The following is a 13,448-nucleotide window of genomic DNA, read 5'->3' as shown; positions in this document are numbered from 1 at the left end:
CTTCTGCGGGATCACCCGACGGCGGCCGCGGCAGCGGCGCGCAAAGGTGCGAGGGCGACGCTCCACGCGACGACCTGATCCAGCGTTTTGCCCAGGGCGGCGGCATGGTGCTCGCCCGGTACGAAGGTGGTGTGGTTCTCGAAATCGGTGAGCACCGAGATCGCGACCTGATAGCCCACGTCGGCCATGCCCAGCGTGCTGCAGACCGTCCGCAACTGCACCACCGCGCGGGCGCCGCCGTTCACGCCGTAGGAGACGAATCCGACCGCCTTGTCGGTCCACTCCGCGAACAAGTGGTCCAAGGCGTTCTTCAGCACTCCCGGGACGCCGCCGTTGTACTCCGGGGTCACCACCACGAAACCGTCGAACGGTGCGATGCGCTCCGCCCAAGCGCGGGTATGCGTGTTGACGGACGGGCCGAACATCGGCGGCACCGCTTCGTCCAGATGCGGCAGCGGGTGGTCACGCAGATCGATCAGTTCGAACTCGGCGTTGCCGCGCTGCGATGCCACGTCCAGGACCCACTGGGCGACCTGCGAGCCGTTACGGTTGGGTCGGGTACTGCCGAGAATGATGCCGATTCTGGTCATTTCCGGAACTCCTGCTTCGCTGAAAGTGTCACGACCTTCCGACGACACAGCCGTCCGGAATGTCAGGCTGTCTCACAAATCGGGTCGCTGTCTCGTCGATTCGGTAAGGGCCCGCGTCGACCGAAGGAGCCGATACCCATGACCGACCCGCACCTGCGCTCGGTGATCAGTGAACGCCGTCAACTGATCAATCTCGCCTACCGGCTGCTCGGCTCGTTGGCCGAAGCCGAGGATGTGGTGCAGGAGACCTACCTGCGCTGGTACGCGTTGCCCGAGCGGCAGCGGCAGGAGGTGGCGGCGCCCGGCGCCTGGTTGACGACGGTCGCCAGCCGCATCTGCCTCGACCTCCTCGGCTCGGCGCGTGCCAGACGGGAACGTTATGTAGGCGAATGGATTCCCGAGCCGTTGCCCGACCGTTCCGAATGGCTCGGTGGTCCCTCCCCTGCTGATCCCGCCGACCGGGTAACCCTCGACGAGTCGATCAGTATGGCGTTCCTCGTCGTCCTCGATTCCATGACACCGGCCGAACGGGTCGCGTTCGTCCTGCACGATGTCTTCCGCTACTCCTTCGCCGAGGTCGCCGAGATCGTCGGACGCACCCCTGCGGCTTGCCGCCAGCTCGCCTCTTCCGCCCGCCGCCGCATCCGCACCGCGCAGGGGCCGTCGGGAACCCGGCACGCCGAGGTGATCAGGGACTTCAAACGTGCCTGGGAGACACAGGACATCGAAACTCTGATCGGGCTGCTCGATCCGAACGCGACCGCGACCGCCGACAGCGGCGGCCTGGCCCCGGCCTTCCTGCACCCGATCAACGGCGGCGAGCGGATCGCCCGCGCTTGGATCGAAATCGCCGCCCGATCTCCCGAGGTGAGGTTGCTGGAGCGCACGGTGAACGGCCAACCCGGCCTGGTGGCGCAGCTCGCCGACACCATCGTGTCGGTCTACGCCTTCGACATCGCCGACAACCGGATCACCCGCATCTGGGCGATCCGGAATCCGGAGAAACTCAGCCTCTGGGCAGCGGACTGAACGGACGAAACCAGGAACGAACTCACACGTTCGCCCTGGTCACCGTCCTATCTAGACTTCGAGGGTCATGAATCCTGTAGACTTCATCACTCGGTTGAAGCGGTACGGAGACCTGGAGTGGTATCGCCACGCAGGCGGCATCGGCGATGGCGGGACTCCCTCTCCGCCACTTGTCGTCTGGCGTTTTCCCGAACCTCAGCCCGCTCGCGTTGCCGAACTACTGCACGAGGCCACCCTCGCCGACAATCGAGAGATCGACTGGCTGTTCGACACCACCCGACGAAACTGGGTGCTCACACCTTCACGATTGATAGTCGAGAAAGAACTCCACGGACTGGCAACCGAAGCCCAAGCCGGGGACCTCTTAGTGCGGACGGATCCGGAGTTCTGCCACCGCTCGGTACGCGATTTCGAGAGAATCATCGCGGTGTTGGATCGATATTCCGGCAACTGACACGACTGGAGCGTTGTCCCACACTTGCCGCTGGCCACAGTGCGTGCCGCCACACAGCATGGGCGGGTCTATCACGATGCCGGGATGGTATCGGTTAACCGCGCATCGACCCGCGGCGCGGTCGTCTGCGCTACGAGTCGATGGGCGAGGTGTTGAACCGCAGCGGTATGGGTTTCAGCTGCCCGCGCTGCCGGTGGAAGGTCGCGCCCTGCGCAGTTCGCAGGCCAGCCGGTCGGCGTCCGGCCGGTCCTCGCCGAAACGGGCGCAGCCCTGCGAGGTGTAGCCCCGTTCGTTGTAGCCTTGCCGGTCGTAACCCCACCTGTCGTAACCCCAGCGATCGTAACCCCACCGGTCGTACCCCCAGACATCGAAGCCGTCCGGGCCGTAGGGATCTTCCGGCTCAACAGTTTTCGGAAATGACGGAGTCGTCACGGGCGGTTCGGTCGTGACCGGAGGAACACTGGTGACCGGCGGCGTGGTCGTCACCGGCGGCACGGTGGTGACCGGCGGCGCGGTCGTCACGGGCGGCACCGTCGTCACGGGCGCGATGGTGACAGGTGCGGTAGTAGCCGGGGGTTGATCAGGGGTTGCGAATGCCGGTAAGACCAGCGCGGCCGGAGCAAGCACCACCGTCCCGGCGACTGCGGCCAGCAGGACCGACTGTCGAACCGTGCGCGGACTTCTCCGCCAATGAGACATCGTTGACCTCCAACTCGACATAAGCGCGCTCGCCGCACCCGAGTCCCCTATCGGTCGAATGTCCAAATTTGCTACACAGCAGGGAGTTTTGCTTCCCCACCCGTGACGGGGAAACCTGCTCAACGCGCGGAGATGGCCGAGCCCCTCCCAAGGTATGGTCTGATCAGCACCACAGAGTTCGACGCACACGATCATCGGCATGTGCGCGCGTTCGCGAGATCAACTGCTGGCCAACGTTGCGCCGTTTCGAAACGAGCCACAGTGGACGCGGCCCGTGCTGGCGCTTACACGGTGAACGGGCAGTCGATCCTCGCGGCCCTCCGAACAGAGGTCGAGGCAGCGGGCTCGGCCTCAGCTTGCTGCCGCCAGCACCCTCCATACCTTTCTGGAACGCGAGCGGGCCTGCGGAGCCGCGTATTCGATTCGCTGGCGCGCTTCGTGGGCACTGATCCGCAGCAGATCAGTCAATAGCTCCACGGTGTCCCGATAGCCGGTGTCTGCGGCGAGGCCACGACGTTCGGCTTCGGCGACGGCTGCGCGCATGGCAGCATCCAGTCGCCTCCGACGGCGTTCGGTTTCGACGAGGGTGCGCAGCAAATCGACATCGGCCAGTTCCGGCCATCCCGATGCTGGAGCATCCGGCGCCGCCGCGATCGAATGTTTGTTCACCCGAACCAGCCTACCTCAGTGTCGAACATATGTTCGACAATTCGATACGCCGAGCCTGGCGTCACTGTCGGTGCGCTATTGGCGGCCTGGCGGCGCGGCGCATTCGCACGGATTCGGCATGAGCGTTGATTTTCGTACCGGAACCTCGGCCCATCACACTCGGCGTAGACAGCATCGATCTCACACCGAGGCTCACTGTTCGGAATCATCATGGTGACGCCGTTGGACGACTCGGTCAGGTTTCGACACGACCGGTCGACGAAACGTTCGGTGGCGAATCTTGGCGTTTTCTCGGTGAGGTCCGATCAGTGGACCAAACGAATGAAGCCCCTGACCATATTTCCTGGTCAGAGGCCTATTCTTGCTCCCCCATCTGGACTCGAACCAGAAACCTGCCGATTAACAGTCGGCTGCTCTGCCAATTGAGCTATAGGGGATTGCCCTTGGCTCGTCCGGTTGGTATCGGGCGGGCCGAGGAGAAACTCTAGCGTATCGCTGGGCGGAGGCCCAAATCGCGGCGCTACCTGCTGAGTTGTCACTGAGAGCGGGGGTGTCGCTACCGAGTGTCCGGATCGACAGGCGTGTGGGGCGTCGGGCAGGATGGGGGCGGCGAACTGGCAACTGGGAGGAGCACATCGAGATGCTGCGGTTGATCATCGGCGTGGCGGCCGGCTACGTACTCGGCAGTAAGGCCGGGCGGGCTCGCTACGAACAGATCAGCGCCGCTACCCGCGCGCTGACCGAGAGCCCGGTGACCCGCAAGCTCGTGCTCGTCGGCAGGCAGAAACTGGCGGACAAGCTCAGCACCCGCCCCCGCCTCGAACCGATGGAGCCGATCGATGAGCGGACCACCGTCCTGGTACCGCACGACCAGCTGCGCCGCTGACCCCGCACATGCTGTGACCGATCCTCGCACCAGTCGGACTGTGTGCGAGGAATCACGGATCTGATCGACCCTAGGCCCCGGTGGCGAAGTCCCCGTGGTTGCCCATCGCCTGGGTGAGCAGGCTCTTGCGGTACTGCTCGAGAGCGACGAGGTCGCCGAAGAGGGCGAAGTAGGCCTCCGGCTGTTCGGTCGAGGAGACCCGCTGGAGCTTGGACTTGAGTTCGGCGATCTGCCTGCCTACCCAGGCCTCCTGGGTGCGCGCAAGGACACCGGCGACGAAGCGCGGGATGTCGGACTCCGATTTCACCGGCAGCGGCTCGTTGGCGAGCTCCGACAGCAGGGCGCGCACGGTCAGATCCTCGGTGCGGTCGGCGACGGCGTTGACCCATTCGGCGCCGCCGAGCCCGGCGGCCGTGCCGCCCGCCTCGGCGATCAGGCCGCGAAGGACCGAGTAGGCGGGGTGGGTGAAGGCTTCGGCCTCGAGCGCGTCGAAACCCGCTCCGGCCATCGCCGGGTACTGGAGTGCGGCGGCGAGTACCTGACGTTGCGGCAGCAGGGTGGGATCGTTCGGATTCGGCCGTGCCGCAGGATGTTCCGCGACCACCTGGCGCGGCGCGGGCGCACGCCCCGCGCCCGCCTGCCCGCCGCCGTTGCGGTTCCGCTTGGCTTCCTCGCCGACGCGGCGCACCACGGTCTGGATGTCGTCCCAGCCGACCCACCCGGCCAGTTTGGTGGCGTAGGCCTTGCGCAGGGCGTTGTCCTTGATCTGCGCGACCACCGGCACCGACCGGCGCAGCGCCTCCACCTGGCCCTCCGCGGTGTCCAGGTTGTGGTCGGCCAGTAGACCGCGAATCACGAACTCGTACAGCGGGGTTCGGCGGGCGACCAGATCGCGCACGGCGGCGTCACCGGAGTGCTGCCGCAGTTCGCACGGGTCCTGCCCGTCCGGCGCGATCGCGATGTAGGTCTGACCGGCCAGCTTCTGATCACCAGAGAAGGCTTTCAGGGCCGCCGCCTGGCCCGCGGCATCGCCGTCGAAGGTGTAGATGATCTCGCCGCGCCAGAAATTGTCGTCCATCATCAGGCGGCGCAACAGGGCGAGGTGGTCGTCGCCGAATGCGGTGCCGCACGAGGCCACGGCGGTCTTTATCCCGGCCAGGTGCATCGCCATGACGTCGGTGTAGCCCTCGACCACGACCGCCTGGTGCCCCTTGGCGATCTCGCGCTTGGCGTGATCCAGGCCGAAGAGCACCTGGGATTTCTTGTACAGCAACGTTTCCGGGGTGTTGATGTACTTACCGGGCATGGTGTCGTCGTCGAAGAGCTTGCGGGCGCCGAAGCCGATGACATCACCGGACAGGTTGCGGATCGGCCACAGCAGCCGTCGGTGGAAACGGTCGATCGGGCCGCGCTGACCCTGCCGGGACAGCCCGGCCGCCTCCAGCTCCTTGAAGTCGAACCCCTTGCGAAGCAGGTGTTTGGTGAGCGTGTCCCACCCCGCCGGGGCGTAGCCGCAGCCGAAGTGGTGCGCGGCCGCGGCGTCGAAGTTGCGATCGGTGAGATATTTGCGCGCGGTCTCGGCTTCCGGCTCGCGCAGCTGGGCGACGTAGAACTCGTGCGCGGCCGCGTTCGCCGCGACGAGCCGGGACCGGGTGCCGCGATCGCGCTGCACCGAGGTGCCGCCGCCCTCGTAGTTGATCTGGTAGCCGATCCGGTCGGCCAACTGCTCGACCGACTCGACGAACCCGACGTGCTCGATCTTCTGCAGGAAGGCGAACACGTCGCCGCCCTCGCCGCAGCCGAAGCAATGGAACAGGCCGTGATTGGGTCGCACATGGAACGACGGCGACTTCTCGTCGTGGAACGGGCACAGGCCCTTCATGGAGTCCGCTCCGGCGCGCTTGAGCGCGACGTACTCGCCCACCACGTCTTCGATCCGGACGCGCTCGCGTATTGCCGCGATATCGCGATCAGGAAGTCGTCCGGCCACGGCAGAGAGTCTAGGCGAAGCCGGGGCCGACGCGCCCGGGCGGCTCGGCACCGCGAGTTCCGGGCGAAGGCGCCCTCGAGCGGGGAATCACGAGCGATCCAGTTCCGCGCGGATCGCCGCGACCGTTTCGGCCAGACGTGACTGGTGGGAACCCTGCCAGTAGATCCGGCCGCAATCGCGGCACTGCCGGAAAATGTCGTAGTAGCGGCGGGTGAGCGGTTCGAGGCGACCCTCGACCTCGGCTTTGTCGACCTCGACGACGACGCCGCCGCAGCGCAGGCAGCGGGTGAACGGATCCAGGCACGCGACGAGGTCGAGCCGCCGGATCACCTCCACGACCTGCTCGATCGGCTGGTCCGACCAGATGTAGACGCCGTGTGTGACGTTGCGGCGCTTCAACAGGCCTCGGTCACGGGTGAGCAGGATCCGGTGCTCGGCCGCGGACGCCTCGGCGAGTTCGGCGTCCTCGGCCTCCCACCGGCAGTGCACGTCGAGACCCAGCAGCCGCATCAGCTTGGCGAGACCGCCCAGATTCACGTCGGCGAGGAAGCGCGGCTCACGCAGCGGATGCGGGCGGACCAGCGTCACCCGGCCGATGTCGAGTGTCTCGAACACGGGATACGCGGTGATCCGCTCGCCGAGGCGCGGGTGATGATCGAAGTCGACCGGTTCTCCGTCGACGAGGACCAGGTCCACTTCGGTGTGCGGAATGCCCGCTGCCTCGATGACGTCCTTGACGGTCTGGTGCGGGCGGCACGGCCGACGCAGCACGGTGTATCGCTCGCCGGACCGCAGGAAATCGTTCAGCTCGGCGTAGACCCGGAGATCGACGCTCATTCGACGAACAGCGCCATCGATGCGGTGAATCCGTGCAGCGCGTTGCGGCCCGCGATGGGCCCGATCTCACCGGCGGCGAAGAAACCCGCGAGCGGGATGCCGTCGAGCAAGTCCTCGATGGTCGTGGCGTCGTGGTCCGCAACACCGAACATCCGGCGGCCGCGTCCGTTGCACGTGAACAGCAACGCACCGGCCGGACGGACGGAAAGGTCGGTGCGCGCACGCGCCAGCGCGTTCCGCAGGTCGTGGTCGGCTCCGATCGCGTCGCGGACCTGGAATTGGACGGTGGTGCCGACTTCCACGACCTCCCCCACCTCGATCGCGCCGCTGGACGGATCGGCGCCGAGCAGACCGCGGATCAGGAAGTCGCCCTGCCCGGGCTCGGCCAGGTGCTCGTCGACGACGAACCCGATCTGCAGGCCGCGCGCGAGCTCTTCCTGCTGGTCGGGTGGCAGCACGGCGACGATCTGACGCAACCGCTCGATCGGGGACAGACCGCCGAGTCCGGTGATCACCGTGCCGTCCGCGCCGGTGACCGTGTAGGGGTTGCCGATCGGACGGCAGCCCTGGGACACGATCGGCACGTTGTGCAGTCCGGGAAGACGCACGCCGACCGCGCCCGAGGTCACCACGGCGTGGTCGCGGAACAGGCGGCTGCCTTCCGGGCCGTGGCCGCCGCTGACCAACCCGCCCATCACGACGGTGCCGGGCAGATCCGTGTTCACGTACTCCAGCAGCAGATCGGCCGGAAAGGAGTAAGGGTCGGGCAGCAGCAGGTGGAAGTCGCGTGCGGCCTTGTCGAAGCGATAGCCGGCGAGGAGCCCGCCGCTGGCCGTGCGAAGGAAGTCCAATTGGAAGGTTTCGGCTGCGGGCAGTCCGGAGGCCAGCCACACCGCCACCGCGGGTTCGTCCTCGATTTCACGGCGACCCGCCACCACCGCCTGCGCCACGCATCCGATCAGGGCGGGCACCCGGACCGTCCGGTGGACGCCGGAGAGCACCTCGACGGCGTCGTCGGTGTGCACGCGGGACGCGAGCAGCACAGCGAGCGACGGCGCTTCGCCCGCGATCTGGTCGCGGGCGCGCGCTGCGGCCTCCATGCCCGCTCGCCGCGCTTCGGGCGCGGTGGAGAGCCCTACTCCGATCCGCACCCTTCCATGGTAGCCAACCTGTGGCTTCAGTGAATTCACCTGTCGCGCAGTGCTTTTCATCGGCATTGCCGAGCCGGTACCGCCAAGTGGCCCGATGCGCGGGGCGGGCCGGAGATTCCTCAGCTCCACGAGCGAAGCGACAAGGGCGATGAACAGGTTGCGAATCGATAGCTGTTCGGCGGCAGCGACGCATACTCGATCTTCCCAGCCCGGGGAGGTCCGGCGGATTTGAGCGACAATAGCCGCGACCACAGTCTGTTTTCGGTCACCCGGGACCAGAGTGTCGGCGCGGGCCGGGCGCACCGCGGCAAGACCTGATGAGGACAGGCGGGAGACATTGTGAGTCAGCCGTCGCGGATCGACACGGGCGAGCTGCGCGCGATGGTATCCACCTTGGAGCGGCTCATTGCCGACGCTTCCCGGACGGTCGGCGAACTGAAGGCGGCCATCGCCTCCGCGGAAGGGCTCGTCGACGGCGACCGGCTCGATCATGCCGAAGCATTGCCTGTCCTGGCGCCCGCACCGGAGAGCCGGGTGCTTCCGCCGGAGTCATCGGCCGAGCCCGCGCCGAAGGCGATGCCGACGCCATGGTCTCGGAAGACCCAGGAGACGCCCTGGTCCAAGCGGGTGGTCCGGCCATACCCGGCGGTGCCGGGCACACCGGTTCGCGTATCCGCGGGCCGCGAGATCGGCGTCTCGGCAGAGTTGTCCGCACCCGTACGCCGACCGGCCGCAGGGCATCACCCGCAATTCGAACCGGCAAGTCACCGGACCGACGCCCTCGACGAGCCGGTATCCGTCCGGCGCTCGGTTGTCGCCGAGGGCCCTGCACCCGCAGTCACCGTTGCTCCGGCGTCGATCCGGCGGACGGACCGGGGCGAGCACGCCACACCCCGTCCTCGGATCGATACCGCATCCGGCCGCCGGTCCCCTGACGGCCGCCCACCGAATCAGCCGACCTTCGCCGCATCCAGCCCATCGGTCGAAAGAGCGCACCGCACCGAGGACATCCCGCAGATCGGGGACCCGCGCCACGAGGTAGCCGCTCCGCGGGCCGACAGAGCCGGCGGTCTTCCGCCGCGTCTGGACATCGAGATCGCCGAAGACTCGATACCGCGACCGGAGAACGAACAGACCCTCGCACCGGGCCCCCGGGGCGGGTCTGCACCGGCCCGGCCAACCGATTCCACCGGCGCCTCCGCACCGACCGACTCCACGAGCACCACCGCTGAGGAGCACCGAACCTCAGCGTGCCGGACCGATGCCGAGGACAACCACGAACCCGTCCGCGCGACGAACGGCACGCAACATCCGAAACCGATCCGCCGAACGGATTCGCCGGAAGCCATCGCACCACCGCGACGTATCGGTACGGCTGACGACACCCCGTCCGCTCCGGAGACGGGCCCCGCATCCCGTCCAAAGCCCGTCCCGAAAACGACAGAACCTGCGCTCCCTGAACGCACCGATGACCCCGGGCACCTGGCCCCGTTCCACGCCACCGGCGGTGTCGCACCCGTCGAAGAAGCCGACAACCCGCATCTTCCTGCGGTCACCCCGCAAGACGGCACGACCCTCGACACCGCAACCACCCCGGCGTCCGGTGTCGCGGACGACTCACCGCTCCGGTTCCAGTTCGACACCCCACCCCATCCGGCACGGATCGAGCCCACCCATCAGTCCGGCACCGCATGCGAGCTCGCACGTCACCGAAGAACCGGCCAACCCACGCCCACTCCGAAGACCGACGCCGCGTCCTCCCCTCAGAGCGATCGCCCCACCGACTCCGCATCCCTCCAGGTTCCCGACGCCGCACCGGCACCGTCGATCGACTACACAAACCTCTCCGGCCAACAACCGCCAATCAGCACCCACGCCCTGGAGCCCTACCCACCGACGGACACCGCCGAGGAGACGGCACCCGCACCCGCAGCTACCACGCTCCACCCCGAACCGAACCCCCAGAACGACGCCACAGAGCACCCCGCCGCCAAACGACAGACAACCTCAACGCCCGACCAGCCGATCGACAGCGCACGCCTTTCCGGCCAACAACCGCCAATCAGCACCGACGCCCTGGAGCCCCACCCACCGACGGACACCGCCGAGGAGACGGCACCCGCACCCGCAGCTACCACGCCCCACCCCGAACCGAACCCCCAGAACGACGCCACAGAGCACCCCGCCGCCAAGCGGCAGACAACCTCAACGCCCGACCAGCCGATCGACAGCGCACGCCTTTCCGGCCGACAACCGGCAATCAGCACCCACGCCCCGGAGCCCCACCCACCGACGGACACCGCCGAGGAGACGGCACCCGCACCCGCAGCTACCACGCCCCACCCCGAACCGAACCCCCAGAACGACGCTACGGACCACCTTGCAGCCGAGCAGCAGACAACCTCAACGCCCGGCCGGTTGATCCGCAACGCGAACCTCCCCCAACCCACGATCGGCGCCGACGAATCGGTACCTCACCGATCGACAGACTGCACCGACCAGGCGGCACCCGCCCCGGCAGCTACCGCACTACCCCCGATCGACGCCACAGCCGATTCCGCGGCCGAGCAGCGGGCAGGCTCCGCGCCCACCCGGCAGGCGGATGCCACCGACGAACCCATATCGCGGCGGCAAACCGATAACTCTCCCGGCTCGCCCGGCCTTCCGTGGATCGACGCCCTGCGCTTTTCCTGGCTCGACACCTCGCCCGGCGGCCCGCAATCCCCTCCGCCGAGCGCTGCTACGACCGACCCCATCTCGGTCCACCACACCGGATCTCACCCACGGACCCACAAGGCAGGCAGCTCCACCCAGCAGCCGGGCAGCACAGACAACTTCGGACCCAGTCGCAACACCGGTCACACCGCAGACCCCACGAGCCGGGGCGATTCCGCGCTCGTCCGTCCGCCCGACCGCGCCGACGACCGGCAGACCGACGCACCTGACCAGCCCACGCCGATCGAGGACAGCGGTGCCGCGCACCGACCCGGACATACTCGGCAGACGGACACCGTTGGCAGGTCGGAGAACCACATCTCGGTTCGCCGGAGCGATTCGGCCTCATCGCCGCAGACCGCCGGCGCAGGCGTACCCGTCCGACGACCCGACCCCGCATCCGCCCGGAAATCCGGTCGCGCACCCATCGAACGCAGCGCCACCGCACACCGTCCCGCAGTCGCCGAGCAGGCCGATACCCACGATCCGGCCGAAGCACTCCGAATCGCGCGGGAGATGTCGGCGCGGCATGGATTGGAAGTCGTCGGGTTCGATACCGCGAATGTCGGTGTCCAGGTGGTCCGTGAGATCGCGTCCACTATCGATGAGCTGCTCACGAAATACCCGATGCCGCTGCGGGGCGTCGAGCTCACCGACGACGCGGAATCGCGCCCGAGACCGGAGCGCGAGCCGACCGCGGAACAGTCGGCCGATGCCGCGATCTGGATGCTCTTGGACCGCGCCGCCTTGTATCCGCCGCGGTCGGCTCCGGTAGAAACACGCCGGATCTTCCGTCGCCGCGGGCCTGCCGAGCGGCCGGTGTACACGGCGGTGGTGCGCGAATTCGCGGGGGCTCTGGATGTCGCCGGTGGGTTCCGGGCTCGGCAAGAAGCTTTGCGAACTTTGATCAACGAGTCGCTGCGTGGCGGCGGTGGTGGTCTCGGCCTGCTGGATCCGGGCCGGGCCTTGATCGACGGCTTCACCGAGGTGATTCTGCGGGGCGAACGAGCGAGCGCGTCGGCCAAGGAATTGCACGGCGCGCTGGTGAAAATGGCCCGAGCCGAGTCCTCCGACGATCTGTCGGCGTGACGCCACCGATACGGGTCCAAAAGGCGCAGCCGGACAATCGCCCTCGACCCAGCGCACGGCCGCAGCGAAGGCGCCTAAATCTTCAACTCGCTCGCGACTCGCTCCAGGCGACTTTCGGTGTAGGAAGCGATCTGGTCCACCACGACGCGCACGCGGGCGGTGTCATCGGTGGCGGCGTTCCAGAACGGCAGCAGCAGCGGATCGAGTCTGCCGGGAGCGGTGGCCAGCAAGCGTTCGGCCACGGCGAGGATGCGTTCGCGTTGGGCGGCCTGCCGCAGCCGGTGTGCCGGGTCGGACATCACATAGCGCAGCGCGACGGTCTTCAGCAGCGCCACCTCGGCGGCGACGATGCGCGGCACTTCCAGATCCGCGTTGTACCGGGACAGCGGTTGCGGACCGGACACCTCTTGGGTCGCCATGATCGCGGCGGTGGCGAAGCGGCCGACGAGCTCGCTGGTGAGGCGTTTCAGCGCGACCGAAGCGGTGAACGTGCCGTCGTATCCGGACGCGGCCGCGACCACGGGCAGTTCCGAGAGCCGTTGCGCGGCGGCGATCAGCTCGTCGGCGGCCAGCGAGTGCTGGAACTGGCCGAGCGCGGCCAGCGCGTCCTGTTCGGCGGGGTCGGCCAGCGCGCGCAGATCGATCCGGCCCGCGAGGACACCGTCCTCGACGTCGTGCACCGAGTAGGCGACGTCGTCGGACCAGTCCATGATCTGGCATTCGAGGCTGCGGCGCCGATCCGGCGCACCCTTGCGGATCCACTCCAGGCGCTCGGTGTCGACCTCGTAGGCGCCGAATTTGGTGCCGGGACCGGTTCGCCCCCAGGGGTATTTGAGGGCGGCGTCGAGTGCGGCGCGAGTGAGGTTGAGGCCCGCGCTGGCGCCGTCGGCCTCGAGCACCTTCGGTTCGAGGCGAGTGAGGATGCGCAGGTTCTGCGCGTTGCCTTCGAATCCGCCGAAGGCGTCGGCGAAGGTGTCGAGTGCTTTCTCGCCGTTGTGGCCGTAGGGCGGATGGCCGATGTCATGGGCCAGACCGGCCAGGTCCACCAGGTCCGGATCACAGCCGAGTCCGTCGGCGATGCTGCGGCCGATCTGGGCGACCTCCAGCGAATGGGTCAGCCGAGTGCGCGGGGTGTCCGCCTCTCGCGGTCCCATGACCTGCGTTTTGTCGGCCAGTCTGCGCAGCGCCGCGGAGTGCAGCACGCGGGCCCGGTCGCGGGCGAATTCGGTCCGGTGGCCGGTCTCGAACTCACTGCGCGGCGGTCCGAGCCCCGCGGTCTTGGCGCCCTCGACGACGAGGCGTTCGGTGTCGTGATCGGTGTACCGGGCGCTCATCGAGC

At 67.8% G+C, this 13,448-nt stretch carries 13 protein-coding genes and 1 tRNA gene; 5 read left to right on the top strand and 9 right to left on the bottom strand.

Going from position 1 to position 13,448, the window contains the following annotated elements; translation table 11 throughout:
• Window positions 1-11: 11 nt before the first annotated feature.
• Window positions 12-590, bottom strand: a complete 579-nt coding sequence (locus ABZW96_RS08120; RefSeq protein ID WP_355072525.1) for an NAD(P)H-dependent oxidoreductase — start codon at window positions 588-590, stop codon at window positions 12-14.
• 138 nt (window positions 591-728) lie between these two features.
• On the opposite strand from ABZW96_RS08120, the gene sigJ reads away from it, so the two are divergent.
• Together sigJ and ABZW96_RS08110 are read left to right on the top strand one after the other, a co-directional pair.
• Entirely contained in the window at window positions 729-1,619 is an 891-nt protein-coding gene (gene sigJ, locus ABZW96_RS08115) for an RNA polymerase sigma factor SigJ (RefSeq protein ID WP_355072524.1), read from the top strand.
• A gap of 67 nt (window positions 1,620-1,686) precedes the next feature.
• Entirely contained in the window at window positions 1,687-2,073 is a 387-nt protein-coding gene (locus tag ABZW96_RS08110) for a hypothetical protein (RefSeq protein WP_355072522.1), read from the top strand.
• Between the two features lie 174 nt (window positions 2,074-2,247).
• On the opposite strand, the gene ABZW96_RS08105 is transcribed toward ABZW96_RS08110, so the two are convergent.
• Complete coding sequence (locus ABZW96_RS08105) at window positions 2,248-2,505, bottom strand: hypothetical protein (RefSeq protein ID WP_355072520.1); 258 nt, start codon at window positions 2,503-2,505, stop codon at window positions 2,248-2,250.
• 13 nt (window positions 2,506-2,518) lie between these two features.
• On the opposite strand from ABZW96_RS08105, the gene ABZW96_RS08100 reads away from it, so the two are divergent.
• Window positions 2,519-2,653 (top strand): hypothetical protein, encoded by a 135-nt coding sequence (locus tag ABZW96_RS08100; RefSeq protein WP_267906909.1) that lies wholly within the window; start codon window positions 2,519-2,521, stop codon window positions 2,651-2,653.
• 470 nt (window positions 2,654-3,123) lie between these two features.
• Here ABZW96_RS08100 and ABZW96_RS08095 read toward each other — a convergent pair whose 3' ends face one another.
• Both ABZW96_RS08095 and ABZW96_RS08090 read right to left on the bottom strand, forming a co-directional pair.
• Window positions 3,124-3,441 carry a DUF222 domain-containing protein gene (locus tag ABZW96_RS08095; RefSeq protein ID WP_355072518.1) on the bottom strand — a complete coding sequence of 106 codons (318 nt, stop codon included), beginning with the start codon at window positions 3,439-3,441 and terminating at the stop codon, window positions 3,124-3,126.
• Between the two features lie 364 nt (window positions 3,442-3,805).
• Window positions 3,806-3,878, bottom strand: a tRNA-Asn gene (locus tag ABZW96_RS08090).
• A 203-nt stretch (window positions 3,879-4,081) separates the two neighbouring features.
• Here ABZW96_RS08090 and ABZW96_RS08085 point away from each other — a divergent pair.
• Window positions 4,082-4,327, top strand: a complete 246-nt coding sequence (locus ABZW96_RS08085) for a hypothetical protein (RefSeq protein ID WP_039796811.1) — start codon at window positions 4,082-4,084, stop codon at window positions 4,325-4,327.
• 70 nt (window positions 4,328-4,397) lie between these two features.
• Here the strand turns inward: ABZW96_RS08085 and dnaG are convergent, their stop codons facing one another.
• The 4 genes from dnaG to ABZW96_RS08065 all read right to left on the bottom strand — a co-directional run bounded on the left by dnaG (window position 4,398) and on the right by ABZW96_RS08065 (window position 8,964).
• The gene (gene dnaG / locus ABZW96_RS08080) at window positions 4,398-6,317 is read right to left on the bottom strand and encodes a DNA primase (RefSeq protein ID WP_355072516.1); all 1,920 of its coding nucleotides are present in this window, start codon (window positions 6,315-6,317) and stop codon (window positions 4,398-4,400) included.
• Window positions 6,318-6,404: 87 nt separating this feature from the next.
• Window positions 6,405-7,154 carry a Mut7-C RNAse domain-containing protein gene (locus ABZW96_RS08075; RefSeq protein WP_355072514.1) on the bottom strand — a complete coding sequence of 250 codons (750 nt, stop codon included), beginning with the start codon at window positions 7,152-7,154 and terminating at the stop codon, window positions 6,405-6,407.
• Window positions 7,151-8,305, bottom strand: a complete 1,155-nt coding sequence (locus ABZW96_RS08070) for an FIST N-terminal domain-containing protein (protein WP_355072512.1) — start codon at window positions 8,303-8,305, stop codon at window positions 7,151-7,153. Before ABZW96_RS08070 ends, ABZW96_RS08075 begins: the two co-directional genes overlap by 4 nt.
• A 488-nt stretch (window positions 8,306-8,793) precedes the next feature.
• Complete coding sequence (locus tag ABZW96_RS08065; protein ID WP_355072511.1) at window positions 8,794-8,964, bottom strand: hypothetical protein; 171 nt, start codon at window positions 8,962-8,964, stop codon at window positions 8,794-8,796.
• A 2,572-nt stretch (window positions 8,965-11,536) separates the two neighbouring features.
• On the opposite strand from ABZW96_RS08065, the gene ABZW96_RS08060 reads away from it, so the two are divergent.
• The gene (locus ABZW96_RS08060; RefSeq protein ID WP_355072509.1) at window positions 11,537-12,109 is read left to right on the top strand and encodes a hypothetical protein; all 573 of its coding nucleotides are present in this window, start codon (window positions 11,537-11,539) and stop codon (window positions 12,107-12,109) included.
• 74 nt (window positions 12,110-12,183) lie between these two features.
• On the opposite strand, the gene ABZW96_RS08055 is transcribed toward ABZW96_RS08060, so the two are convergent.
• A complete protein-coding gene (locus tag ABZW96_RS08055) occupies window positions 12,184-13,443 on the bottom strand; it encodes a deoxyguanosinetriphosphate triphosphohydrolase (RefSeq protein WP_355072507.1) in 1,260 nt (419 codons plus the stop codon).
• Window positions 13,444-13,448 lie beyond the last annotated feature (5 nt).

Origin of the sequence: Nocardia sp. NPDC004168, assembly GCF_040610355.1 — a bacterium.
Taxonomy (GTDB): Bacteria; Actinomycetota; Actinomycetes; order Mycobacteriales; family Mycobacteriaceae; genus Nocardia; species Nocardia sichangensis.
The sequence above is the reverse complement of the archived record's forward strand: the minus strand, read 5'-3'. Positions and strand labels throughout refer to the sequence as shown.

Coding starts and splice junctions, on each gene's coding strand:
- ABZW96_RS08120 (WP_355072525.1), bottom strand. CDS start 590: ATGACCAGAATCGGCATCATTCTCGGCAGTACCCGACCCAACCGTAAC.
- sigJ (WP_355072524.1), top strand. CDS start 729: ATGACCGACCCGCACCTGCGCTCGGTGATCAGTGAACGCCGTCAACTG.
- ABZW96_RS08110 (WP_355072522.1), top strand. CDS start 1,687: ATGAATCCTGTAGACTTCATCACTCGGTTGAAGCGGTACGGAGACCTG.
- ABZW96_RS08085 (WP_039796811.1), top strand. CDS start 4,082: ATGCTGCGGTTGATCATCGGCGTGGCGGCCGGCTACGTACTCGGCAGT.
- ABZW96_RS08075 (WP_355072514.1), bottom strand. CDS start 7,154: ATGAGCGTCGATCTCCGGGTCTACGCCGAGCTGAACGATTTCCTGCGG.
- ABZW96_RS08060 (WP_355072509.1), top strand. CDS start 11,537: ATGTCGGCGCGGCATGGATTGGAAGTCGTCGGGTTCGATACCGCGAAT.
- ABZW96_RS08055 (WP_355072507.1), bottom strand. CDS start 13,443: ATGAGCGCCCGGTACACCGATCACGACACCGAACGCCTCGTCGTCGAG.